At 67.0% G+C, this 23,675-nt stretch carries 19 protein-coding genes; 8 read left to right on the forward strand and 11 right to left on the reverse strand.

The window, feature by feature from the left end; translation table 11 throughout:
- Positions 1 to 77: 77 nt before the first annotated feature.
- The 3 genes from ACTHQS_RS05490 to ACTHQS_RS05500 form a co-directional block, all read right to left on the reverse strand.
- Positions 78 to 1,718, reverse strand: a complete 1,641-nt coding sequence (locus ACTHQS_RS05490) for a GMC family oxidoreductase (RefSeq protein ID WP_440166800.1) — start codon at positions 1,716 to 1,718, stop codon at positions 78 to 80.
- Entirely contained in the window at positions 1,719 to 3,257 is a 1,539-nt protein-coding gene (locus tag ACTHQS_RS05495) for an aldehyde dehydrogenase family protein (protein WP_440166802.1), read from the reverse strand.
- A 130-nt stretch (positions 3,258 to 3,387) separates the two neighbouring features.
- Entirely contained in the window at positions 3,388 to 3,981 is a 594-nt protein-coding gene (locus ACTHQS_RS05500; RefSeq protein WP_440166804.1) for a TetR/AcrR family transcriptional regulator, read from the reverse strand.
- 151 nt (positions 3,982 to 4,132) lie between these two features.
- On the opposite strand from ACTHQS_RS05500, the gene ACTHQS_RS05505 reads away from it, so the two are divergent.
- Positions 4,133 to 4,321: a hypothetical protein gene (locus ACTHQS_RS05505; protein WP_440166806.1), complete on the forward strand. Its 189-nt coding sequence runs from the start codon at positions 4,133 to 4,135 to the stop codon at positions 4,319 to 4,321.
- Positions 4,322 to 4,351: 30 nt separating this feature from the next.
- On the opposite strand, the gene ACTHQS_RS05510 is transcribed toward ACTHQS_RS05505, so the two are convergent.
- Together ACTHQS_RS05510 and catA are read right to left on the reverse strand one after the other, a co-directional pair.
- Positions 4,352 to 5,635, reverse strand: coding sequence for a benzoate/H(+) symporter BenE family transporter (locus tag ACTHQS_RS05510; protein ID WP_440166808.1), 1,284 nt, complete (start codon positions 5,633 to 5,635; stop codon positions 4,352 to 4,354).
- A gap of 91 nt (positions 5,636 to 5,726) precedes the next feature.
- Positions 5,727 to 6,608 (reverse strand): catechol 1,2-dioxygenase, encoded by an 882-nt coding sequence (gene catA, locus ACTHQS_RS05515; protein ID WP_224023546.1) that lies wholly within the window; start codon positions 6,606 to 6,608, stop codon positions 5,727 to 5,729.
- A 327-nt stretch (positions 6,609 to 6,935) separates the two neighbouring features.
- On the opposite strand from catA, the gene benA reads away from it, so the two are divergent.
- From benA to ACTHQS_RS05540, 5 genes are all read left to right on the forward strand, one after another.
- Positions 6,936 to 8,321, forward strand: a complete 1,386-nt coding sequence (benA, locus tag ACTHQS_RS05520) for a benzoate 1,2-dioxygenase large subunit (RefSeq protein ID WP_440166810.1) — start codon at positions 6,936 to 6,938, stop codon at positions 8,319 to 8,321.
- A gap of 35 nt (positions 8,322 to 8,356) precedes the next feature.
- The gene (benB, locus tag ACTHQS_RS05525) at positions 8,357 to 8,893 is read left to right on the forward strand and encodes a benzoate 1,2-dioxygenase small subunit (protein WP_440166812.1); all 537 of its coding nucleotides are present in this window, start codon (positions 8,357 to 8,359) and stop codon (positions 8,891 to 8,893) included.
- A gap of 123 nt (positions 8,894 to 9,016) precedes the next feature.
- On the forward strand, positions 9,017 to 10,588 hold the full coding sequence (benC, locus tag ACTHQS_RS05530) for a benzoate 1,2-dioxygenase electron transfer component BenC (protein WP_440166814.1): 1,572 nt from the start codon (positions 9,017 to 9,019) through the stop codon (positions 10,586 to 10,588).
- The gene (locus tag ACTHQS_RS05535) at positions 10,588 to 11,415 is read left to right on the forward strand and encodes a 1,6-dihydroxycyclohexa-2,4-diene-1-carboxylate dehydrogenase (protein WP_440166816.1); all 828 of its coding nucleotides are present in this window, start codon (positions 10,588 to 10,590) and stop codon (positions 11,413 to 11,415) included. Before benC ends, ACTHQS_RS05535 begins: the two co-directional genes overlap by 1 nt.
- 60 nt (positions 11,416 to 11,475) lie before the next feature.
- Positions 11,476 to 14,307, forward strand: coding sequence for an AAA family ATPase (locus ACTHQS_RS05540; RefSeq protein ID WP_440166818.1), 2,832 nt, complete (start codon positions 11,476 to 11,478; stop codon positions 14,305 to 14,307).
- Positions 14,308 to 14,336: 29 nt separating this feature from the next.
- Here ACTHQS_RS05540 and catC read toward each other — a convergent pair whose 3' ends face one another.
- The 4 genes from catC to ACTHQS_RS05560 form a co-directional block, all read right to left on the reverse strand.
- Positions 14,337 to 14,615 carry a muconolactone Delta-isomerase gene (gene catC / locus ACTHQS_RS05545; protein ID WP_275180556.1) on the reverse strand — a complete coding sequence of 93 codons (279 nt, stop codon included), beginning with the start codon at positions 14,613 to 14,615 and terminating at the stop codon, positions 14,337 to 14,339.
- 29 nt (positions 14,616 to 14,644) lie between these two features.
- Complete coding sequence (locus ACTHQS_RS05550; protein WP_440166820.1) at positions 14,645 to 15,745, reverse strand: mandelate racemase/muconate lactonizing enzyme family protein; 1,101 nt, start codon at positions 15,743 to 15,745, stop codon at positions 14,645 to 14,647.
- On the reverse strand, positions 15,742 to 16,656 hold the full coding sequence (locus ACTHQS_RS05555) for a LysR substrate-binding domain-containing protein (protein WP_440166822.1): 915 nt from the start codon (positions 16,654 to 16,656) through the stop codon (positions 15,742 to 15,744). Before ACTHQS_RS05555 ends, ACTHQS_RS05550 begins: the two co-directional genes overlap by 4 nt.
- A 77-nt stretch (positions 16,657 to 16,733) precedes the next feature.
- Entirely contained in the window at positions 16,734 to 18,107 is a 1,374-nt protein-coding gene (locus ACTHQS_RS05560; RefSeq protein WP_440166825.1) for an MFS transporter, read from the reverse strand.
- Between the two features lie 332 nt (positions 18,108 to 18,439).
- On the opposite strand from ACTHQS_RS05560, the gene ACTHQS_RS05565 reads away from it, so the two are divergent.
- Positions 18,440 to 19,138: a maleylpyruvate isomerase family mycothiol-dependent enzyme gene (locus ACTHQS_RS05565; RefSeq protein ID WP_440166827.1), complete on the forward strand. Its 699-nt coding sequence runs from the start codon at positions 18,440 to 18,442 to the stop codon at positions 19,136 to 19,138.
- 76 nt (positions 19,139 to 19,214) lie between these two features.
- On the opposite strand, the gene ACTHQS_RS05570 is transcribed toward ACTHQS_RS05565, so the two are convergent.
- Entirely contained in the window at positions 19,215 to 20,192 is a 978-nt protein-coding gene (locus tag ACTHQS_RS05570; protein WP_440166828.1) for an ABC transporter substrate-binding protein, read from the reverse strand.
- 321 nt (positions 20,193 to 20,513) lie between these two features.
- On the opposite strand from ACTHQS_RS05570, the gene ACTHQS_RS05575 reads away from it, so the two are divergent.
- Positions 20,514 to 22,853, forward strand: a complete 2,340-nt coding sequence (locus tag ACTHQS_RS05575; RefSeq protein WP_440166830.1) for a chromosome segregation ATPase — start codon at positions 20,514 to 20,516, stop codon at positions 22,851 to 22,853.
- 101 nt (positions 22,854 to 22,954) lie between these two features.
- Here the strand turns inward: ACTHQS_RS05575 and ACTHQS_RS05580 are convergent, their stop codons facing one another.
- Entirely contained in the window at positions 22,955 to 23,653 is a 699-nt protein-coding gene (locus tag ACTHQS_RS05580; protein ID WP_440166832.1) for a type 1 glutamine amidotransferase domain-containing protein, read from the reverse strand.
- Between the last annotated feature and the right edge of the window lie 22 nt (positions 23,654 to 23,675).

The raw sequence follows: 23,675 nt of genomic DNA on the forward strand, positions 1-23,675 counted from the left end.
GCCGCCCTGGGGTGCGGCAAGATAACGTTCTGCGGGGCCGTCATCGTTGAGGAATGCGGCCCCTTGTGACCCGCCGTTCAGGCGAGGGACGTGGTGAGCTCCTTCTCTTCCAGGGCGTCCGCGCCGGCATAGTCGGCGCGGATCAAATCAGCACAGCGCTCGCCGATCATCATGACGGTGATGTTGGGGTTGACGGTGACGTGCTCGGGCATGACGGACGCATCGGCGACCCGGAGGCCGGTGACGCCCTTGACCCGCAGCTGGGGATCCAGCGGCGACATGCCGTCGTCGGCCGGGCCCATGCGGACGGTGCCCACGGGGTGATAGACGGTGTTGTGGGTCTTGCGGATGTAGTCCTGCAGCTCCTCGTCCGTCTGCGCCCCGATTCCGGGCGAGAGCTCCCGGCCGGTCCATTCCGCCATGGCGGGCTGGGCGGCGATCTCGCGGGCCTTGCGGATCCCGGCCACCATGACGCGCATGTCGTGGCCGTCCGGGTCCGTGAAGTAGCGCGGGTCCACCATGGGCTTGTCGCGGAAGTCGCGGCTGCGCAGCCGGACCGTCCCGCGGGAGCGGGCGTGCGTGACGTTGGGGGTGAGGCTGAAGCCGTTCTCTGTGGTGGGGTAGCCGTGTCGCAGCGTGTTCATGTCGAACGGCACGGAGCCGTAGTGCATCATCAGGTCGGGGCGGTCCAGGCCGTCCTCGGTGGGGGTGAAGATGCCGATTTCCCACCACTGGGTGGAGGTCTGCACCATGGGCTGTTTGGCCTCGAACTGCACCACGCCCTCGGGGTGGTCCTGCAGGTTTTCGCCGACGCCGGGGGAATCCACCAGGACCTCGATGCCGTGCTGGGCCAGGTGCGCCGCCGGGCCGATGCCGGAGAGCATGAGCAGCTTGGGGGAGTCGATGGCACCGGTGGACACGATGACTTCCCGGTGCGCGGTGAGCCGGTGGGTGCGGCCGAACGCACCGTCCACCACGTCCACGCCGGTGCAGCGCTTGTCCGCGTCGATCACCAGCTGGCGGGCGCGCAGGCCGGTCAGCAGGGTGAAGTTGGGGCGGTCCACGATGGGGTGGATGTAGGACACGGAGCTGGAGGAGCGGGTACCGTCCGCGCGGCGGTTGATCTGGAAGAAGTTGGCGCCGTTGACCACGGTGGTGCCGGTGTTGAACTTCGTGCGGGGGATGCCCGCCTGTTCACAGGCGTCCAGGAGGGCGACGCCGGCAGGATCCGCCGGGGGCACGTTCATCAGGTGCACGGGGCCGGAGTCCCCGTGGTGCGGTGCGTCGGGCCCGGCGTCCTGGTTGGTTTCCAGCCGCTTGTACAGCGGCCAGGCGGCATCGGCGTTCCAGCCGGTGGCGCCGTACTTGGACTCCCATTCGTCCAGGTCCTCGCGCGGGGCCCAGAAGGCGATGCAGGAGTTGTGGCTGGAGCAGCCGCCCATCACCTTGGCGCGGGCGTGGCGCATGAAGGAGTTGCCATTCTCCTGCGGCTCGATGGGGTAGTCCCAGTCGTAACCGGATTCCAGCAGTTCCATCCAGCGGTCCAGCTGCAGGATCTCGGGGATATTGCGGTCGTCCGGGCCCGCCTCGATGAGGGCCACGGTCACCTCCGCATCCTCGCTCAGCCGTGCTGCCACGGCCGCGCCCGCGGAACCGCCGCCGATGACGACGTAGTCGAACCCGCGTTCTGTCGCGTCCTCGATGTTGTCGTAGTGCATCTAGTTCTCCTTGCCGTGGTCAGCAAACCAGCCGGTGACCTGCGGGCTGGTGTTCTGGTAGATGTGCTTGGCTTCCTGGTATTCGGCCAGGCCGGTGGGGCCCAGCTCGCGGCCGACGCCGGACTGGCCGAAGCCGCCCCACTCGGCCTGGGGGAGGTAGGGGTGGTAGTCGTTGATCCAGATGGTGCCGTGCCGCAGGCGGGACGCCACGCGCTGCGCCTTGCCGGCGTCCTGGGTCCACACCGCGCCGGCCAGGCCGTAGATGGTGTCGTTCGCCGTGGCCACGGCCTCGTCCTCGGTGCGGAAGGTTTCCACCGTCACCACCGGGCCGAACGCCTCGTCGGTGACCACGGACATGCCGCGGGAGACGCGGTCCAGGATGGTCGGCTGATAGTAGAAGCCGGCGTCGTACTTTTCGCCCTGCGGTGCGGCGCCGCCGGTGCGGAGCCGCGCGCCTTCCTGGAGGCCGCGCTGGACGTAGGCGTGGACCTTGTCCCGGTGGGCGGCGGAGATCAGGGGGCCGGTTTCTGCGGCGTCGTCGAAGGGGCCGCCCAGGCGGATGCCCTCTGCCCGGCGGACCAGTTCGTCCACGAAGCGTTCGGCGATGGATTCCTCCACCAGCAGCCGGGCGCCGGCGGAGCAGACCTGCCCGGAGTGGACGAAGGCGCCGTTCAGGGCGTTGTCGACGGCGGCATCGAAGTCCGCGTCGGCGAAGACAACGTTGGGGTTCTTGCCGCCGAGTTCGAGCGCCACCTTCTTGACGGTGCCGGCGGCGGAGGCGGCGATGCGCTTGCCGGTTTCCAGGCCGCCGGTGAAGGAGACAAGGTCGACGTCGGGGTGTTCCGAGAGCGGGGCGCCCGCCTGTGCGCCGGCACCGGTGACGAGGTTGGCGACGCCGTCGGGCAGGCCGAGGTCCTGCAGCAGCTGCATGGCCAGGATGCTGGTGGAGGGCGTCAGTTCGGAGGGCTTGAGGACGAAGGTGCAGCCGGCGGCCAGCGCGGGGGCGATCTTCCACGCCGCCTGCAGGAGCGGGTAGTTCCACGGCGTGATGAGCCCGCAGACGCCAACGGGTTCGTAGGCGATCCTGCTCACGACGGCGGCGTCCCCGGCGTCCACCACCCGGCCCGCCTGCTGCCCGGCGAGCCTGCCGAAGTACTCGAAGCAGGCGGCGATGTCGTCCATGTCGATGCGGCTCTCGACCATCCGCTTGCCGGTATCGAGCGATTCCGCGCGGGCAAACTCTTCGCGGCGTTCGCGGAGGCCGGCGGCGACCTTCAGGAGGAAGGTGCCACGCTCGGGTGCCGGGACGCTGGACCAGGCCCCGGAGTCGAAGGCGGCACGGGCGGCGGTGATGGCACGTTCAGCGTCGTCCCGGCCGGCCTCCGAGACGGTGGCGACCAGTTCGCCGTCGGCCGGGTTGCGGATCTCCCGCACCGCGCCGGATGCCGCGGCCTCCCATCGCCCGTTGATGAACAGGGAGGACGCTGTGGTGGTTTCAGGGGATGCGCTGACGTCCTGCGTTGCTGTGGCGTAAGTCATAGGAAGGACAGTAATGCACGTTGAACGAGTGTTCAATACTTTTCTTGAACGCTTGTTCAATGCTGTTTATGGCGCTACTGTTGCCTTCCAAAGCCCCCTCGATCAGGTGGGCTTCCGGGTTCCGGCCGCTTTAGTCCGGGGCCGGCGCGAACGCAATCTGCTCCGTACGGGCGATGCTTCGCTCGATGGAGGCCTTGTCCACCCCCAGAAGGGCCGTCAGCCACACGCCGTTCTGGATCACCACGATCTCCGCCCCCCGCTCCCTGCAGGCCTCCCAGGAAAGCCCGGGGTTGGCGTTGGACACCAGTGTTGCGAGCCCGTCGATGTACCGGTCGAAGGCGGCGGCGTTGATCTGCGCGTAGTCCTCGTCCGCTTGGGCGAGGGCCCACAGGTGCAGGCGGAGGGAAAGGTAGCGCGTGGTCAACAGGTCCGCCCCCGCTACGCGGCGCAGGGCCGCGCGCAACTGTTCGTCGGGGGCCAGCGATGGGTCGGGGGCCACGAGCGCAACGTCGTGCTCATCCACCCGGCGCAGGGCCGCCCTGATCAGGGTCGTCTTGTCGTCGTAGTAGTAGTTCACCAGGCCAAGCGCCACGCCCGCTTCGCGTGCCACGGCGCGCATGCTCACGCCCGAGATGCCGTGGCGGGACAGCAAATCCATCGCCGCATCGAGGATGCGCGTCTGCCTGTCCATCTGTTCGCCGGAGTTCACGGCACTGGTCCCCATCTGGCCAGACTATTGCCTAATACTGCACGTGCCTAACGCAGCACCGGCACGCTCTCCCCGCAACGGGATGGACCTCCAGATGGTGTTTGAAGCCTTATTTGGAAGGGCACGGTGGTGGTACACCGGATTGATCAGTAGAGCTTGGAGAACGATGGAAAGCGCAAGCCTCATTGCCCTCTTATTTGCGGGCGCCATCCGCACGGGTGAAAGCGCACAGCCCCACGCCCCGCAGATCAGCGCGAAGCCCTGGTGGGAGCGGCCTGCATGGCTGGCGTTCAGGAGCAGGACCGCGACTTTCCTGCACCGGCTTGCCTGGGCGCTGGAACCGGACATGCGCTGACGCAGAAGAACCCGCCGGGAAGTGCAGCTGTCAGGATTGGGCGTGGTCCTCACGCTCCAGCAGGCGGGACACCCCGTAGCCAATCACCAGGCCCCAGAAGGCTGCATGGATGTTGAAGAGGTTCATGCCCGAGATGGTCACCACGAACGTCACCAGCGAACCCAGGGTGAAGCTGGTGGCGAAGGCGGTCACGAAGGCCTGCTGAAGTGCCCGCAGCATCGCGATGCCACCCAGCGCCAGAACGAACTCTTTGGGCGCGGCCAGCATCAGCCGGGTCAGGGTGGGGGCAAACGCCGCGAACACCAGGGCCAGCAGGCCGTACGCCACGGCGGCCGTATATTGGCGCTCCCTCTTCCCGGACGAGGTCAACAGCGCGTTGGTGGGGCCGGTAACGCATGCCGAAACGGCCCCGAACCCGGCGTTCAGCACCGAGAACGCTCCGGAGGCAATAGCGAAGGCATTCACCGGCGGCTGATGGCCGGCGGCGCGGAGGACGGCGATGCCCTGGCCGTTTTGGACGAACAGGACGGTGAGGGCCAGCGGAACCACCAGTTCGAGCTGGGCGGCCCACGTGAAATCAGGGGCGGTGAAGACCGGGGTGGCCAGGAGCGGTCCGCCAGGTGGCAGGTGGAACTGGCCGCTGGCCGCCACTGCGATGCCGCCTGCCACCAGGGTGCCCAGGACCGGCGGTAGGTACCGGCCAAGCTTGGGGACCGCGGTGAGGACCAGGAACGCAACCACCATCGGAGCCGCCACGGCCGGGTTGTCCTGCGTTGAGGCAACGATGTCGGTGCCGAATTTCAGGAACACCGCGGCCACCATGGCCATCACGAGCGGCATGGGCACCAGCGCCATCGCTTTGCGCACCACCCCGGTGGCGCCCAGGGCGAGGATCAGCAGGCCGGAGGTGAAGAAGGCCCCGACGACTTCGGGGAAGGCCAGGTGCTGCAGCGATGGTCCCAGGAGTACCGTGCCGGGGATGGACCAGGCGAAGCCCAGGGGCTGCCGGTAAACGAGCGACATCAGCAGCGTGGCCGCCCCGCCGGAAAAGAGAATGCCAAAAACCCAGGACGACAGCTGGCCCTGGGTCAGGCCGCCGGCCGACCCCACGGCCAGGGTGACGGCGATGGGTCCGGACGCCGCGAAAATGAGCCCGATTGCCCCGTTGGAGACATACGACAGGCCCAGGTCGCGAAGAATCCGGCGCGGACCAGCGGGCCGGACCCCCGGGCGTTCCAGAAGGGGTTCCGGCGCCGGCGCCGGCGGGGCCGACCCGACGGATGTGGCGGCCGGGTCGGGGCGGGGATGGCTCATCGGAACTCCTGGCTGGCGCGGAAAAACCGGAGGCGCTCCGAAGCATCAGCTCCGGAGCGCCTCCGTGCGGGGGTAACTCCCAGTTTGCCTGCTACTTCTTCTGGCCCTGCTTTGCCAGGACGTAGTCATAAACTACTTCCTCGCCCTTCCCGTCGGTACGGGGGCGGGGGTCCAGCATCAGTTCAGGCTTCACTGCCGAGGCGATGTCGTCCGCGTTGTGGGGGTCGCCGGGGAAGTACAGCTGCTGCGTGACCGGCTCGTAGCCCGGCGCGGATACCTTGATGTGGATGTGCGCGGGACGCCAGGCGTGCCAGCCCGCGGCGTTGATCAGCTGCCCGCAGGCGCCGTCCGTGGGGATCTGGTAGGGCGCCGGACGCATCGTGTTGATCTCGAACCGGCCGTCGTCGGAGGCCTTGACGGTGGCCCGGAACAGCCACTCGGGCATGCCCGGGGCGTACTGGGAGTAGAAGCCGGCGGCGTCCGCGTGCCAGATCTCCACCTGGGCACCCTGGATGGGGTTGCCGTCGGTGTCGGTGAACTGGCCGGTGAAGCGCAGCGGGGTGCCCTCTTCGTCGTCGCGCATTTCCACGGTGGCGGGCGTCTGGAGTTCCGGAGAGCCGGGAACGTAGTAGGGGCCCTCGATGGTGCCGACGGTGCCGGGACGGTCCTGGGAGTTCACGTCCTCAACGGTGTGTTCAAGCCAGACGTCGAGGAACAGCGGCCATTCACCGTCCGTGCCCACCTTGATCAGCCACGCTTTCAGGGCGTTGTATTCCTCGTAGGTGACCTGGTGCTCGACGACGATGTCGTTGGCGGCCTTGATCAGTGCGCCGGCCAGCAGGCTCACCCGTTCTTTGGATACATCCACGCGGGAGAGCTTGCCTGACGCAGCGAACCGCTCGGTTGCCTTGGAGCCTGCTTCGACGGCGGTGCCTTCGTTTTCAGTGCGGCTGTCCGTTGGGGTTTGGGTCATGACGATGTCCACCTTCTTCATTGAATGGGACAGGAAGGGCTCCTGCTCCCCACGCGGCCTGCGGGGCGGACGTTCCACCTGCCCTGCGCCGCACCGCGTGATCTCGGTCTCAAGCGTAAGCCGGAGATAAGGACGCTACAAATATCAACTAGGCGCCTTTTGAGTCATTATCAGTACATAAAGGCACCCTTGGTGGAACCTAGGTATTTGCCTGATGTGAGGCCAATCACGAGCGGCAAGAATTGCTGGACAACGTCCGCCGCCGAAGCCTTTTCCCGAGTGGACCTCCGCCCATCCGTCCAGCAATCTCCAATGAAGGAGCACGCCATGACCGAGAACCTGATCCATGCCCGCGAGGTCCTTGCAGACGCCGTGATCGACGACCGAGAGAACGGCGTCATCCGGGCCAAGCGCGAGATCTTCACCGACCAGGAGATCTTCGAACTCGAGATGAAGCACATCTTCGAAGGCAACTGGGTGTACCTCGCCCACGAGTCGCAGATCCCCAACGTGGGCGACTACTTCACCACCTACATCGGCCGCACCCCCGTGATGATCACCCGGGACAAGGACGGGAAGCTGAACTGCCTGGTGAACGCCTGTTCGCACCGCGGCGCCATGCTGTGCCGGCGTAAGACGGACAACCGCACCACCTTCACCTGCCCCTTCCACGGCTGGACCTTCAAGAACTCCGGCGAGCTGCTGAAGGTCAAGGACTCCCGGAACGCCGGCTACCCCGAGACCTTCAACAAGGAAGGCTCGCACGACCTCACCACGGTGGCCCGCTTCGAGTCCTACCGCGGCTTCCTGTTCGGCTCGCTGAAGGCCGACGTGCTCCCGCTCGAGGAGCACCTGGGCGATGCCACCAAGGTCATCGACTCGATTGTCGACCAGTCGCCCGAAGGCCTGGAAGTGCTGCGGGGTTCGTCCACCTACACCTACGACGGCAACTGGAAGGTCCAGGCCGAGAACGGCGCGGACGGCTACCACGTCACGGCCGTGCACTGGAACTATGCCGCCACCACCGCGCGCCGCAGCGCCGGCGACTCCGCCAATAAGACCAAGGCCATGGACGCCGGCAAGTGGGGCAAGGTCAAGGGAGGTTTCTACTCCTATGACCACGGACACCTGCTGCTGTGGCAGGAATGGACCAACCCCCAGGACCGTCCGCTCTGGGACCGCCGCGACGAGCTTGTGGCCAAGTACGGCGAGGAGATGGCGAACTTCATGATCAACATCTCCCGCAACCTGTGCCTGTACCCGAACGTCTACATCATGGACCAGTTCTCCTCGCAGATCCGCCACTTCCGGCCGATCTCCGCGGACCAGACCGAGGTGACCATCTACTGCATCGCCCCCAAGGGCGAGTCCCAGGAGAACCGTTCAAAGCGCATCCGCCAGTACGAGGACTTCTTCAACGCCACGGGCATGGCCACCCCGGACGACTTGGAGGAATTCCGCTCCTGCAACAAGACCTACTGGGCCACCAGCGCACCGTGGAACGACATGACCCGCGGCTCCACCCACGAGATCACCGGACCGGATGAGCAGGCGCAGGCCCTGGGCATGACCCGGGTGATCGCCTCCGGCGTGCGCACCGAAGACGAAGGGCTCTACCCCATCCAGCACGGGTACTGGAAGGAAGTCATGGACCGGGCCCTGGCGGAGGAAGAGGAGCGTTCCGCCCTGGAATCCGTTCCCGTCACTGCCTGAGAGAGCCCGCCGCAACCACAGAGAGCGCAGAACCCATGACCAACCTGACCCACACCGCCCCGGCCCTGAAGACCGCGGAGGAGATCGCAAACCTCGAAACCGTCCGGGCGTTCCTCTACCGGGAAGCCCGCCTGCTGGATGACCGCCAGTTCGATGAATGGCTGGAGTGCTACCACCCGGACTCCGAATTCTGGATGCCGGCCTGGGACGTGGACGACCAGCTGACGCAGGACCCCCAGAACGAGATCTCCCTGATCTACTACGACAACCGCGGCGGCATCGAGGACCGGGTGTTCCGGATCAAGACCGACAGGTCATCGGCCACTTCCCTCCCGGAGCCGCGCACGGGCCACAACATCACGGACATCGAGGTGTTGTCGAACGACGGCGGCACGGTGGAGGTGCGCTTCAACTGGTTCACCCTCTACTTCCGCTACAACACGACGGACACCTACTTCGGCACCAGCTACTACACCCTGGACCTCTCCGGCCCGCAGCCGGTGATCCTGAAGAAGAAAGTGGTCCTGAAGAACGACTACATCCACCACGTGGTGGACGTCTACATGATCTGACCTGCCCGCAGCCGGCGCCCGGGACGAACGGGCGCCGCACGGCAGCTCCCACCCCTGTGCCCGACGGGCACGCCCCAACTTTTCCCGGACGCGACGACGCGCCCGCCCAGTCAGGAGGACCCCATGGGCCACAAAGTAGCCCTCAGCTTCGAAGACGGCGTTACGAAAGTCATCAAGGTCGGCGACTATGAGACCGTCATGGACGCGGCCTACAAGGCGCGCATCAACATTCCGTCGGACTGCCGCGACGGCGCCTGCGGCACCTGCAAGGCGTTCTGCGATTCCGGCTCCTTCGACCCGGGCGACTTCATCGACGACGCCATGACGGAGGAGGAACTCGAAAAGGGCTACATGCTGACGTGCCAGGCCGTCCCGGAGTCCGACCTGGCCATCCAGATCCCGGCCACGTCCGAGTCGGCCAAGACGGCGGCCGCCACCTTCAGCTCCACCATCAAGGAGCTCAACCGGCACACGGACACCACGGTCTCTTTCACCCTTGAGGTGGACAACCGCGACGCGCTCGCCTTCCTCCCCGGGCAGTACGTCAACCTCAAGGTTCCCGGCACCGACGCCGAGCGCTCCTACTCCTTCAGCAGCGGCCCCGAGGTCCAGGACGCGTCCTTCATGGTCCGCGTGACCCCGCAGGGCGCCATGTCCGAGTACCTGCGCGACCGCGCCGCGGTAGGCGACGCCATCGAATTCACCGGCCCCTACGGATCCTTCTTCCTGCGCGAGCCGAAGCGGCCCCTGCTGCTCCTGGCCGGCGGCACCGGCCTGGCCCCGCTGCTGTCCATCCTGGAGAAGCTTTCCGAGAACCCGCCGTCCACCCCGGTCCACCTCATCTACGGGCTCACCCGCGAGGCGGACATCGTGGGCCTGGACTGGCTCCGCGCCTACGAGGCGAAGCTGCCCGGCTTCACCTGGGACTACATCGCCTCCGAGCCCGGCACCTCCGCCCCGCACACCGGCTACGTCACCCAGATCATCGAACCGAAGCACCTCAACGACGGCGACGTGGACATCTACCTCTGCGGCCCGCCGCCCATGGTCAACGCCGTCTCCAAGTGGCTGGACATCGAAGGCATCAAGCCCGCCAACTTCTACTTCGAACGTTTCGCGCCGAAGGAGACCACCGGGGGCGACGCCGAAACCGGCGCCCCCGCACCGGCCGGGAAGATCCAGGCCGAAGGCGACACCATGAGCCGCGGCGAGGCCGTGTCCTCGCTGGAGACCGGCCGGCTGGACTTCCGCAAGGAGGACAGCTTCGCCCAGCTGGACGCCCGCATGGGCCTAGAGCTTGCGGTCAGCGAACTGCTGCTGGGAAGGCTCAGTGAACAGCAGCTGCGCCAGTTCCGCCGGCTCGCGGAAGCCACCACCGGCTCGGTGCAGGGCGGGAACATCACCGACCCCGAGGAGTTCGCGCGCACCAACGAGGAATTCCACGAGTACCTCTTCATGGTCTGCGACAACCCGATGCTCCTGGAGTCCTACCGGCGCCTGGACGTCCACGCCCAGATGGCCGCGGCCTTCGAGGCCGGCACGCCGATCTTCGAACGCGTCACCCAGGACCACCTTGAGATCGTGAATGCCTTCGAACGCGGCGACAAGGACCACCTGCGCGCCGTCATCACCGCCCATGCCCAGGACGCGAAGGACACCATGGCCGGGGCCATCGACGCCAAGGCCGCCCGCTGATGGCTGCGCCGTACGCCGGGCAATACGTGACCCCGGGCAGGTTCGGCGGCAAGGTCGCCGTTGTCACCGGGGCCGCCCAGGGGATCGGCCAGAAGGTGGCCGAACGCATCGGCGCAGAGGGCGGCGCCGTGGTCCTGGTGGACCGCGCGGACCTGGTCCACGATGTTGCCCGCGGCATCGGCGAGGCCGCCAGGGCGTCGGGTTCGGGGGGCTCAGCCACGGCTGTCACCGCAGACCTGGAGACCTTCGCCGGTGCCACCCAGGCCATCAAGGCCGCGCTCGCGGCCCACGGGCGGGTGGACGTCCTGGTCAACAACGTGGGCGGGACCATCTGGGCCCGCCCCTACGAGGAGTACGACGAGGACAAGATCGAGAAGGAAATCCGCCGCTCGCTCTTTCCCACGCTCTGGACCTGCCGGGCAGTCCTGCCGGCCATGATCGAGCAGGGCTCCGGCACGATCGTGAACGTCTCCTCGGTAGCCACCCGCGGAATGCACCGGGTGCCCTATGCCGCGGCGAAAGGTGGCGTGAACGCCCTGACCCAGTCGCTGGCCATGGAGGTGGCCGGGCGTGGCATCCGGGTGGTGGCCACCGCCCCGGGCGGCACGGAAGCCCCGCCGCGTAAGGTCAAGCGCGGGCCGGACGCCGAATCCGCCACTGAGAAGGACTGGTACCAGACCATCGTTGACCAGACGGTGGAGTCCTCGTTCATGAAGCGCTACGGCACCCTGGACGAGCAGGCGGCGCCCATCGTGTTCCTTGCCTCGGACGAGGCGTCCTACCTCACCGGCAGCATCCTCCCGGTGGCCGGCGGCGACCTGGGGTAGGGGCCGGTGCTGGACGCGCGGCACCAGGGGCGCCCGGGCCGCTCCGGTAGGATTGCGGCCATGACAGCGGGCTCCACCCAGGGCGAGATGGCGGAGGACTTCCCGCTGGCGGGCCGGGCCGCGGCGTTCGAGCAGCTGCTCGAAATTCTCCGCACCGTCCGCAAGGGCAAAGTGGGAACCGTGGTCCTCTCCGGTCCGTCCGGGTCCGGCAAAACCGCGCTCCTGGAACTCTTCCTTGACCACTGCCGCACGGCCGCCCGCGGCGTCCGCGTGCTGTCCGCCATGGGGGACGACTGGGAGGCCCAGTTCGCCCTGGCCGGCTACTCCCAGCTGATGCGGACCCTGCCGCTCCGGACGGCAAAGGATTACGACGGCGGCCCGGCCCCCGCGCCGGGGCCCGTCGCTTCCCTGACCCCCGACCAGGTGGTCAACTACGCCTCCACCCTCAGCACCCATCTCGAAGGCCTGCAGACGCACGGCAGCGTGGTGGTCGCCGTCGACGACGTCCACAAGCTCGACGAGGAGAGCCTGCGCATCCTCACCTTCGTCATGCGCAGGCTGCACGACAAGCGGGTCCTGTTCCTGCTGACCCTCAATCCTGTAGACGCGCCCCGTGTCCCCGCCGGCGTGCTCGACTTCCTCACCGGCCACCAGGTGGTCCGCATTCCGCTGGAGCCCCTCTCGCCGCAGCAGGTCCAGGACGTGGCCCGGAGCCTGTTCGGCCTGGACCTCAGTGCGACGGCGGCCCACGGCCTGGTGACGCACACCGGCGGGATAGCCCAGTCCATCGTGGAGCTGCTCCGTGAACTGCCCCCGGAGACCTGGCAGTCGTGGTTCCCTTCCCTGCCGCCTACTTCCCGGGTGCGTGCCAGGGTCCGCAGTGTCCTGGCTGCCGCGTCCCCCGCCCTGGTGGCCGCCGCGGAAGCCGCAGCGGTGCTCGGCCCCGGCGCGGGGCTGGCTGAGGTGGCCAGGGTGGGCGGCCTGGAATCCGTCATGCCGGCCCTCGATGAGGGGCACCGCGTGGGGCTGCTTGGACTGTCCGTGGACCAGTCCCGCTCCGCCGTCGCCTTCCTCGAACCGGGCACCGCGGAAGCGGTCTACGAACAGATTGTCCCCAGCCGGCGCATTGCCCTGCACTGGAAGGCCGCCGAGGTTGTCCAGTCCGAGGGCGAACAGCTGGGCCACCGCGTTGCCGCCACCCCGGCAGCCGACGAACCCCTGGCCGCCGAACTGGAGGAATTCGCACGGCGGCAGGCCACGGTCGGGGCGTGGCAGGATGCCTCCACCGCGCTGTTCTCCGCCTCGCGGCTGTCCCCCGATATCCGCGCCCGGAACCTCCGGCTCCTGAAAGCCGTCGATGCCCTGGTGGGCTCCGGCAACGTGGCGCAGGCGCAGGCCTGGGCCGGGGCAGTGGATGCCCTGCCGCCGTCGCCCCTGCGCTCCTCGGTGCTGGGGTACCTGTCCACGGTGTCCGGCCAGAATGACAGCGCCCAAAGCCAACTGGAGATGGCCTGGCGCACCAGCAATCCGCAGCATGAACCCGCCGCGGCAGCGCAGGTGGCCCAGCGGTTCGTCCTCCACGGGGTGGCCTCCTGGGACGGTCCGATGATTACCGGCTGGGCTGAACGCGCCATGGCTCTGACCGAGCCCGGAACTCCGGCGCACATCGAGTCGGAGGCCATCTACGGACTGGGCCTTTACGCCCAGGGCCGGATTGCGGACGCCGAGGCTTCCTACCAGCGGGCCTCTGCCCAGGCGGCCGAGAATGCGCAGAAGCAGCGGGTGCAGATGGGTGCCGGCTGGCTGGCCCTGCGCCTGGACAACGCCGAGTCCGCGCTGGTGAATTTTGAGTCGGCCGCCCCCACCGAATACCGCGGGGGATCGCTGCGGATCTCCCTGTGGGCCGAGGCCTGGCTGGCCCGCACCCACCTTGTGCTGGGCAACTGGGATGCGGCCGCCGCCACCATCTCCCGGGCAAGCGTGCGGCTGGAGACCTCGCGGATGCCGCTGATCCGGCCGCTGCTGTACTGGACGGCGGCCGAGCTGTGGTCCATGCGGGGTGACTGGGACCGGGCACGCTACTACGTGTCACAGGCCGCGGTGCAGCCGGGAACCTACCGGGCCATGCAGGTCCCGGCCAGCCTGGCGCGCGCCCGCTTCCACGAGGCACGGGCCGACTACGAAAGTGCCCTGGCCGCCCTGCAGCCGCTGGCCGAACTGGACCCCTGGACCGATCAGCGGGTGTCCTTCTGGCCGTGGCAGGACACCTACGTCAATGCGCTGGTCATGACTGACAAGCTCGACGCCGCAGAGACGTTCCTCACCGCATTCGAAGGAGTGCACCGCGAGCGGGAAGTCCCCTCCGACCTGGCCCGCGTGGCGTGGGCCAGGGGCCGGCTGCTGGCCGCACAGGGGGACCCGGACACGGCGAGGGAGTACTTCGAGGCGGCGCTCGGGCACCTCCGCGGGCTCAACCGCCCCTACCTGCGGGCGCGGATCAGTTTCGCGTTCGGGCAAAGCATGCGCCGGGCCGGAAAGCGCCGCCTGGCGTCTTCGGTGCTACGTGCTGCCCGGGACCTGTATGACACCCTCGGCGCGGCAACGTACGTGGAACGGTGCGACCGTGAGCTGAAGGCCACCGGCCTGGACGTGGGGAACCTGCCGGACCCGGCGGACCCGGTGCTTTCTTCGGTGGGCAGCCACCATCAACAGCTCACCGCCCAGGAACAGGCCGTGGCCGAGCTGGTAGCTGCGGGCGCAACCAACAAGGAAGCTGCCCGGGCCCTGTTCCTGGCCGAAAAGACGGTGCAGTACCACTTGACGCGGCTGTACCGGAAGATGGGAATCCGGTCACGCAGCGAACTCGCGGCGGCGTTCCGGGCCAAGGACTGACCCGGCAACGCCGCAGCACTAACCGGTAGTTACTTGACGTCCGACGGGTGCTTGGCCAGCGGAACCACCGTGATGTCCATGTACGGGAACAGGGGAAGGCCCTGCAGGATGCCGTGCAGTTCGTCGTTCGATTCGACGTCGAAGATGGAGTAGTTGGCGTATTCGCCCACCACGCGCCAGATCTCGGGCCATTTGCCGGAGCGCTGCAGTTCCTGGGAGTAGGCCTTCTCCGTGGCCTTGATTGCGGCGGCTTCTTCGGCAGGCATGCCGGCGGGCAGGTTGACGTCCATATGGACCAGGTACTTCATGGATGACCTCTCGGTGGTAGGGATGGGTGTCAGTCTGTGCGGTAGTGGGCGAGCTTGTCGTCATCCACGTCAGTGCCCGCGCCGGCGCCTTCAGGAACGCGGATCCGGCCGCCGGTGATCGCCAGCGGCCGGGCCAGCAGGTCATCGGTCATGTCGAGGTAGTTGGACAGCTCCGCCGCGCGCTTGGCGGTGTGGGCGAAGGCTGCGCCGAACACCACCGAGGCCACGGTGCCCACCTGCGTGTCGATCTGGTTGCCGATGTAGACGTCGATGCCCATGCCCTCGGCCATGCCAACGATCTTGGCGGCTTCGGTGAAGCCGGACCGGGCGGTCTTGACGGACAGGAGGTTGGCCCCGCCGGTAAGGATCTCGCGGGCCGCTTCGCCCAGGTTGGCGGCGGATTCGTCGGCGGCAATGGGGATGGGGGAGTTGGTGACCAGGCGGCGGCGGCCCAGGATTTCGCGGGCGTCGTCCGGCTCCTCAAGGAACTGCAGGCCGAGGTCGGCGGTGCGGCGCAGCACCTCGGCGGCCTCGTTGGCTGTCCAGCCGCGGTTGGCGTCCATGTACAGCTCGGCGTCCTCGCCCAGGCCTTCCCGCAGCACCCTGGCGGCCTCGATGTCCAGGTTCAGCGGACGGCGGCCTGTCTTCAGCTTGAAGGTGTTGATGCCGTACGTTTCCCGGAACTCCAGGGCCAGTGCCAGGAGTTCCTCGGCGGGTTTGAATCCGAGCATGTGGGAGACGCGCAGCGAGTCGGTGTAGCCGCCCAGCAGCTTGGTCACGGGCTGCCCCAGGGTTTTGCCGATGACGTCCCACACGGCAATGTCCACCGCGCCCTTGGCCGTCTGGTTGTGGACGGTCCGCGCCATCACGGCCTGGATCTTCTCCCGGTCAAAGACGTCAATGCCCACCAGCTGCGGGGCGAAGACATCCTGCACCACCGCGACGATGGACTTCTGCGTCTCACCATAGGTGTACGGGCGGGGCGGGGTGTCTGCGGTTCCCACCAGCCCGTCATCGGTGTGGACGCGGACCAGGACGTGGTCGGCCTCGTGCACGGACCCGGAAGCGAAATGGAGCGGGTGGCGGTACGGGATCGAGTAGGGGATCGCCTCGATGGCTGCGATCTTCATGATGGGAGGAGCCTTTCATCAGCAGGAGCAGAGGCGTCAGCAGTTGCGGTGCCCACGACGTCCAGGAAGTTTTGCAGGAGGGCGGACCGGTGGCCGCGCAGCCAGGCGACGGCGAGTTCCACCGGCGGAGCATTGTCGATTTCCCGGTACGCGACGCCGTCGAGCTGGAAGGCGCGCACGCTGGAGGGCATGACGGCAATGCCGCCGCCAGCGGCCACGAACGCCAGCATTGTGGAGGTTTCACCAACCACCTGGGTGATCCGCGGCTGGAAGCCTGCCTGGCGGCAGAGGTCCGAGGTAATGCGGTTCAGTACGGACTCCGGGGAGTAGGCGATGAAGTCCTGGTCCTGCAGTTCGTGCATGGCCACGGGCCGGTCCACCGCCAGGGCGCTGAAGGAGGGAAGCGCGACGACGAGTGGTTCCTGGGTGACGACGCGGTAGTCGATCTCCTCGGAGGCAACGGGGGGACGCAGCAGTGCCGCATCCAGGGTCCCGTTCCGCAGCCCCGCTTCCATGGACGGCGTCAGCATCTCTCCGTTCAGCGCCAGCGACAGGCCGGGAAGGACCTGCTTGGTGAGCCGCGCGATCCGGGGCATGACGCCGTAGGTTGCTGACCCGGAGAAGCCGACCCGGAGGACGCCGGTGGCGCCCTTGCCCACCTGGTAGACATCCGCCCGGAGCGTCTCGACGTCGTTGACGATCTGACGGCCGCGGTCCAGCAGGAGCTGGCCCGCCGCCGTCAGGTCCACCCGCCTGGTGGTGCGGTTGAGAAGCTGGACACCCAGTTGCTCTTCCAGCTGGCGGATCTGCTGGGACAGGGGTGGCTGCGCCATGTGCAGGCGTTTGGCCGCCCTGCCAAAGTGCCGCTCCTCCGCCACCGCAATGAAGTAGTTCAGCTGCCGGATCTCCATTGCGGTGCCACCTCTCCAATCATTCGGGGTGAGGCGCTGTGCGGCCTCATTGAGTCATAGAGTAACCATAAAGAGCCCTACTTAGATACTTTTTCTACGTAATCTTGCTGCTCTTCAACCGCGGGCAGGGCTTCCTGCAGCTCGTGTTGGCGCGGTACCAAGACGGTGACGGCGCCCCCGAGCAGGGCCACTGCCCCGTAAATGTAGAAGGCTGTTGCCCCGCCGATCCCCGCCGCTGCCAGCCAGCCGCCGATGATCGGGCCCAGCACCCCGCCCAGCCGGCCCACGCTGGCGCACCAGGCGACGCCGGCCGCACGGGCATTGGTGGTGAAGTAGTTGGACTGGAAACCGTAGACCAGCACCTGGGTGCCCAGGGTTCCCACCCCTGCAGTGGCGATGAAGGTGAAGAGCAGCGGCAACGGGAAGCTGAACGTCATCAGCCCCAGGGAAATGGTGGCGAGGGCAAACGTGGCAGCAATGACCCGCTGCGGTCCGTTCCGGTCGGCCATCCGGGAGGCCATCAGTCCGCCCACCACGGCACCGAGGTTCAGGGCCAGTGGGAAGAAGAGGGCATAGGTCCGGCCGTAGCCGTAGCCTTCCATGATCTTGGGCAGCCAGGTGTTGAGCCCGTAGGTCAGGAGGAGACCGCAGAAGGACATCAGGCCCAGCAGGATGGATGCCACGACAAACTGGCGGGAGAAGACGGCGGCAAACCCGGACTTCCGTGGTGCGGCGCCGGCCTCCCGGATCACCTGCTCTTCGGCGAGCGGCACCCCGGTGCGCCAGGCGGCGGCGAGGGCTTCCTCTTCCCGGCCCCGGGCCAGCAGCCATCGCGGGGATTCCGGAAGCTTCCGCCAGGCAATGGGCAGGATGACCAGGAGGGGCAGGGACCCAATGATGAAGAGGCCGCGCCAGCCAATGCTGTCCAGGAAGGCGATGCCCAGGACGGACGCCAGCACGCCGCCCGCGGGGACCCCGGAGTAGACGATCGCGTTGTAGAACTGCCGCCGTCCCGCGGGTGCGAACTCGGCCATCGTGGCGCCGGCGCTGGCGATAACGACGCCCAGGCCCAGCCCGGTGGCAAACCGGAGGGCGCCGAAGGCGGTGACGTCCGTGGCCAGGGCAGTGGCGAACATGCCCAGGGAGAACCAGGCGATGCCCGCGAGCATCAGCCGGCGGCGGCCGAAGAAGTCTCCGATCGCCCCGCATGCCAGCGACCCCACCAGCACGCCAATGAGGGCCCAGGATCCCAGGAGCCCGGCGGTGGCTGCATCGAAATGCCCGATCTGGCCCGCGTCTGCGAGCAGGCCCGGAAGGACGGTGCCGTAGACCACCAGGTCGTAGCCATCAAACAGGAGGGCGGCGCAGATGACGAAAGCCACCCAGTTGGCTGTCCGGGTCTCCTTTCCCGGGTTTCCGGAGATCGTGGATTGGGGGTGCGGCAGCGTCATGGCGCAGGTCCTTTCAGGGGGCGGGTGGGGAGGCGTCGTTGCGGCGACCGGATGGATCCGCGCCGGGGCCTCGGCAACCCAGCCTGACAGGCAATGTGACGTACGGCATATGAGGGAAATGCCCGGTTTCGCGCCGGGGGTGCATTGTTCCGTTCCTGCGTATCAAAGGGGCTGTTTTTGCAATGGATCCGGCAGGAACAGGCCCAATGCGCCCGGCGGCAAGGGCGTCCCGCCGGTGCTGGCAGGCCGCGTCTTAGTCCATAGGCGGCCAGTATGAACCAGGCGGCCCGTAGCCCTGGCCGGGGGCCTGGCGCCGCGGTTAGGCTGGCGGGATGATCAATCCAGCACGGCTGCACTCAGACCTGTCCCGCCTGGGCCGGGAGACGGACATGTTCCTTGCCACGGTCTCCTCCTTGTCCGATGAAGAGCTGGCTGCTCCTTCGCTGTGTGAAGGGTGGACCCGTGCCCACGTCATCGCGCACGTCGCATCCAGCGGACGTGCCCTGGTGGGGCTGATCGACTGGGCCACCTCCGGGGAGGAACGCCAGCTGTACGCGTCCCCTGAAGCGCGCGCGGAGGCTATCGCAACCCTTGCTGCCATGCCGCGGGAGGAGCTCCTGGCTGAAGTGCGGGACTCGGCCACCGCTTTCGCCGATGAAGCCCAGCGGTTGACCGGGGAGCTGGCGGCGCCGGAGGTAAAGGTGGGTGGCCGGGAGCTGCCGGCAACCTCCATTGTGGCGCTGCGGATTGCCGAGGTGGTGGTGCACCACCATGACCTGGACACCGCCTGGACCATCGAGGAGGCCGACCCCGATTCGCTGCTGAACGCCATCGAGGCCGTGGTGCGTGCCATGCGTGCCAAGGGTGCGCCCGGGATGACGCTAGTTACCGAGGAACGCGATGAATGGGTCATCGGCGACGGCGCCCTGCGGGTTGAGTCAGACCGGGAGGGCCTCTTGAAATGGCTGGCACGCGGCGACGCCGAAGACGTTGAGGTGGCGGGCCCCGTGCCTGCGCTGCCGGTCTGGTAGGGCCATATAAAAATCCCCGCCAGGCGCCAGCGGATCGCTGGTACACCCGGCGGGGATTCCTTCGTCGGCGGGATACCTACTTCTTCGGCAGGCCCGCCGGGTTCAGTTCGGACTTCTCGATGGCCTCGGAGGAGAGGCCCCAGCGGTCCAGGATCCTGGCGTAGGTGCCGTCGTCAATCAGGTGGTTCAGCGCAGCCTGCGCGGCGACCGCAAGCCCGTTGCCCTTCTTGGTGGTAAACGCGATCTCGGCCTTCAGCGGCCAGCCGCCCTCCAGCGTGCCCACCTGCTTCGTCTTTCCGTCCTGCGCCGCCTTGTACGCGGCTGCGGCGTTGGGCCCAAACGTCAGGTCCGCACGGCCTGACTGAAGGGCCAGGCTCGAGGCCGAGTCGTCGTCGTAATACTGGAACTGGACCGCCGCCAGGCCGTTCTTCCTGTTCTCCTCGTCCCACCGCACCAGGATGGCTTCCTGGTTGGTGCCGGAGCCCACGATGATCCGCTTGCCGGCCACGTCCTTGGCTTCCTTGATCCCGCCGATGCCGGAATCACTCTTGGCGTAGAAGCCCAGGAGGTCGTTGCGGTAGGTGGCGAAGTCGAACTTTTCCTTGCGCGCCTCGGTGACGGTGACGTTGGAGAGGACGGCCTCGTATTTGGATGATTCGATGCCCAGCGGCCAGTCCGCCCACGCCACCGGCAGGACCTCCACCTGCAGGCCGAGCGACTCGCCCACGGCGTAGGCGATGTCCACCTCGCTGCCGATCAGGGTTTTGTTGTCCGTGGCGAAGAGGCTGAGCGGCGCCGCGCCGCCGGTGGTCACCACGGTGAGCTTGCCGTCGGCCTTGATCGCCTCCGGGACCAGGGCAGCAGCGGCTGGGTCCGCGGAGACCTTGAAGCGGTCCTGCTCCGGGGACAGGTTGAAGGTTTTGCCGACGGAGTTCGTGGCGGACGACGACGGTGCTGTCGCCGCCGAAGCGCCGGGGTCCGAGCAGGCAGCCAGCCCCAGCAGCGCTGAGACGGTAAGGGCCACGACGGCGGCCGGCCTGATGGTGATGGCCATGGTTCCTCCTTGGAACGGGGGTGGAAGATGCAACGGGATGTGCGCGTTGCAGCCACTATCCGGCAGCCGCGGAGGGGGAATCAAAGGCCGTGAAACCCGGGGATACAGGGAGTAACGGCAGTTCACCGGAGGACCGCGGCGGTCATATTCGCCGGTCATAACTCCGCCGGACAGGTGCCTGTCACCCATACAGCAGAAAGCGAGTACTTGGGGAAAAAAGACAAGTGGTGATTACGCGTGTTCTACCCCGTAGCCGGATCCTACCGTTGGGCTATATGGCGGCCAGAGTGGACCGCTGCAACGGTCTTATCAGGAGCTCGCATGCGCACTTCCCCATCCAAATCCCCCCTGTCTCGGCGCCTGGCTGCAGCTGTGGTCCTGCCCGGACTGCTCACCACCAGCATGGTGCTGGTCCAGCCTGCCGTCGCCGCGACGACGTCCGCCACTGGGATCTGTACGGGGGTGGTGAACCAGACCGCGCATCGGGGATTTGTCCAGGAGAACCTCCTGAAGGCCGCTGCCAGGAAGAACGCCGACGCCATTGCTGCCCGGCAGGCGGAGAGGGCGGTGCTCCAGTCACAGGCGGATGACTTGAACGCGCAGAAGGCCGCCGTGGAGAAAACACTGGCTGATCTGGAGGCGGAGGCGACGCAGCTGGACGGCCAGGAACAAACGGCACAGGCAGAGGTTGACAGGCTGACTGCCGAGCAAACGAGCCTGACCCTCCAGGTGCAGACCACCGAGGGCTCCCTCGCCGACCTGCAGAAACAGCAGGCAAGCGTGACGAGCCAGCTGGCACCGCTGCAGGATGAACTCGCCGCGGCCCAAGCTGCCTCCGCTGATCTGAAGGCCAAGCTTGCTGATCTCAAGGCGCAGCAGGCAGCGAACACCCAGTCCCTTGAGGCCGCCCAGACGGAGCTTGCCGCGCTGCAGAAGACTGCGGGCCAGGCGGCTTCCGACCTTGCTGCCAAGGAAACGCAGATCCAGCAGGCGCAGGCGGACCTCGATGCACTGAACGCTAAGGCAGCCCAGGCTGCCTCCGATGTGAAGGCTGCGGAGACGGCGGTATCTGAGGCCGAAATCCTGCTGAACACGCTGGTGACTGCCGGAAACACCGCTGCAGCAGAGCTGCAGGCCCAGCAGCAAAAGGTGGATGACGCCAAGACCGTGCTGGCGGGGCTGCAGGACGCTGCGGCAGCCGCCAATGCCGCCGTCACCGCCAAGACAGACCAAATCGCCGCTGCAGAGGCGGAGCTCACAGCCCTGCAGTCCACGGCCGCTACCGCCAAGGCGGCCCTGGACGCCAAGAACGCCGAGATCGCTGCAGCTCAGGCGGACCTGCGGACCCTTCAGACCAACGCGGCGGCCGCTGCAAAGGCCGTCAGCGACAACAACGCCAAGATCGCTGCCGTGAACACCGACATCGCCAACCTCCAGAGCCAGATTGACAACTTAAAGAGCCAGGTGGCCACGACGCAGGCCGCGTTGACCCAGGCCCAAAAGGACCTGACTGCGCTGCAGACGCAGAAGTCCAGTCTCGAGTCGCAGATCGCAACCCTCAACAAGCAGATCGATGCGATCAACAACAACGGCAACGGCGGAGGCAAGAAGGAACTGATCGCCCAGCGCGACGCCCTTCAAGCCCAGCTGACGACAGTGAACAACCAGATCACCGACAAGAACACACAGATTTCCGGGCTTCAAGGTGACCTCGTAACCCTGCAGAAGCAGGTGGACAGCCTCAATTCCCAGTTGCTGGCCAAGCAGCAGGAAAGCAGCGCCCTGCAGCAGAACGTTGTGCCTCTTCAGGCGGTGCTCGACGCCGCAAATGCAGCAGTTTCCGCAAAACAGACTGATATCGTCACCCTTCAGGGACAGCTGCCAGCACTGCAGGATGCCCTGACCCAGGCAAACTCGGCAGTCACCAACGAGCAGGCCGAGCTGGACACCCTGCAGGGGCAGCTCCCGGCACTGGAACAGGCGGCAAAAGACGCTGCAGCTGCAGTGGCGGCACAGCAGCAGGTGGTGAACGGTATGACAGCCCAGCTAGCCGGCCTAGCAGAGAATTCGCAGCAGGCCCAGCAGGCCATCACGGACCAGAAGGCGGTCCTCGAGGCGAAGAATGCCACCTTGACGCAGGCAAACGATGCGCTGGCCGCAGCCAAGAAAGCAGTAGACGACAAGAACGCAGAGCTTTCCGCGCTGCAGAGCCAGATCAGCGGACTCCAGGCCACCCTTGATACCGCGAACAGTGCCGTTGCCACGAAGACCGGTGAGATCGCCTCGCTAAACCAGATCGGCAGCGACCTGGTTGCCCGGATTACGGACCTCAATGACCAAATCTCTGCGGCTGAAGCCAACGTCCTTTCCCTGCAGGGCAGGGTGGCGCCGCTGCTGGACGAGCTCAACCAGCTCAACGACGACATCAACGCCACGGAAGCGAAACTGAAGACCTTGCAGAGCCAGCTCAATACGGTGGACACGCAGCTTACCGCCGCCCAGGCAAAACTCCGCGACCTTCAGGCCACGAAGAAGACCAATAAAGACGCGGTTGATGCGCAGAAGCTGGTCGTAACCGGCCTCCAGACCCAGCTTGCAGACCTGCAAAAGCAGATAACGGCCATCGACCCGAGCATCGGGAACGGGGGCTGCGCCGGATGATCCAGGAGGCATGAAGTGCGGCGCCCAACGACGTGCGCCGCAAGGAGGGGACCAGTCCATCGCGGACTGGCCCCCTCTTTTAGTGCGTCAATGCCGGCTGGTTACGACAGTGCCGCGAGGACTTCCTTTGCCACGTCCTCGCTGGACTGCGGGTTCTGCCCGGTGATGAGGTTGCCGTCGCGCACCACGTTGGAGGACCAGGCCGCACCGTTTTCAATCACGGCGCCCTTCTCCTTGAGGGCGTCCTCCACCAGCCATGGGGTGTTCTCGCCGGTGCCGCCGCCGAGTTCCTCCTCGTTGGTGAAGACCGTGAGGCGCCGGCCCTTGAAAGTGAACGTGCCGTCGTCGTCCGTTGCGCTCAGCAGCCCGGCGGGACCGTGGCAGAACGGGGCGATGACCTTGCCGGCCTTGTTGGCAGCCACCAGGATGCGGCCCAGGTCGGTGTCCTTGTACAGGTCCGCCATGGGGCCGTGGCCGCCGGGCATCACCACGGCGTCGTAGGAGTTAATGTCGACGTCGGCGAGGACCAGCGGGTGCGCCAGCTCGCCGTCGATCTTTGCGATGTAGTCGCGGAAGCCCTGGGCGCGTTCCTCGCCGCCCGCCGACTCGGGAGCCAGGCTTACCTGGTCTACGGTGGGCTTCCTGCCACCGGGGGTGGCGATGTGGACCGTGTTGCCGGCGTCGGTCAGGGTCTGGTGGGATACCACCAGTTCCTCAGCCCAATAGCCGGTGGGGTGTTCGCTGCCGTCCTTCATGGTGAGGGAATCTGCAGCCGATACGACCATCAAAATGTTTGCCATGGTGTTTCTCCTGTCTTTGCTG

The organism is Arthrobacter sp. SAFR-044, assembly GCF_051965175.1.
GTDB lineage: Bacteria > Actinomycetota > Actinomycetes > Actinomycetales > Micrococcaceae > Arthrobacter.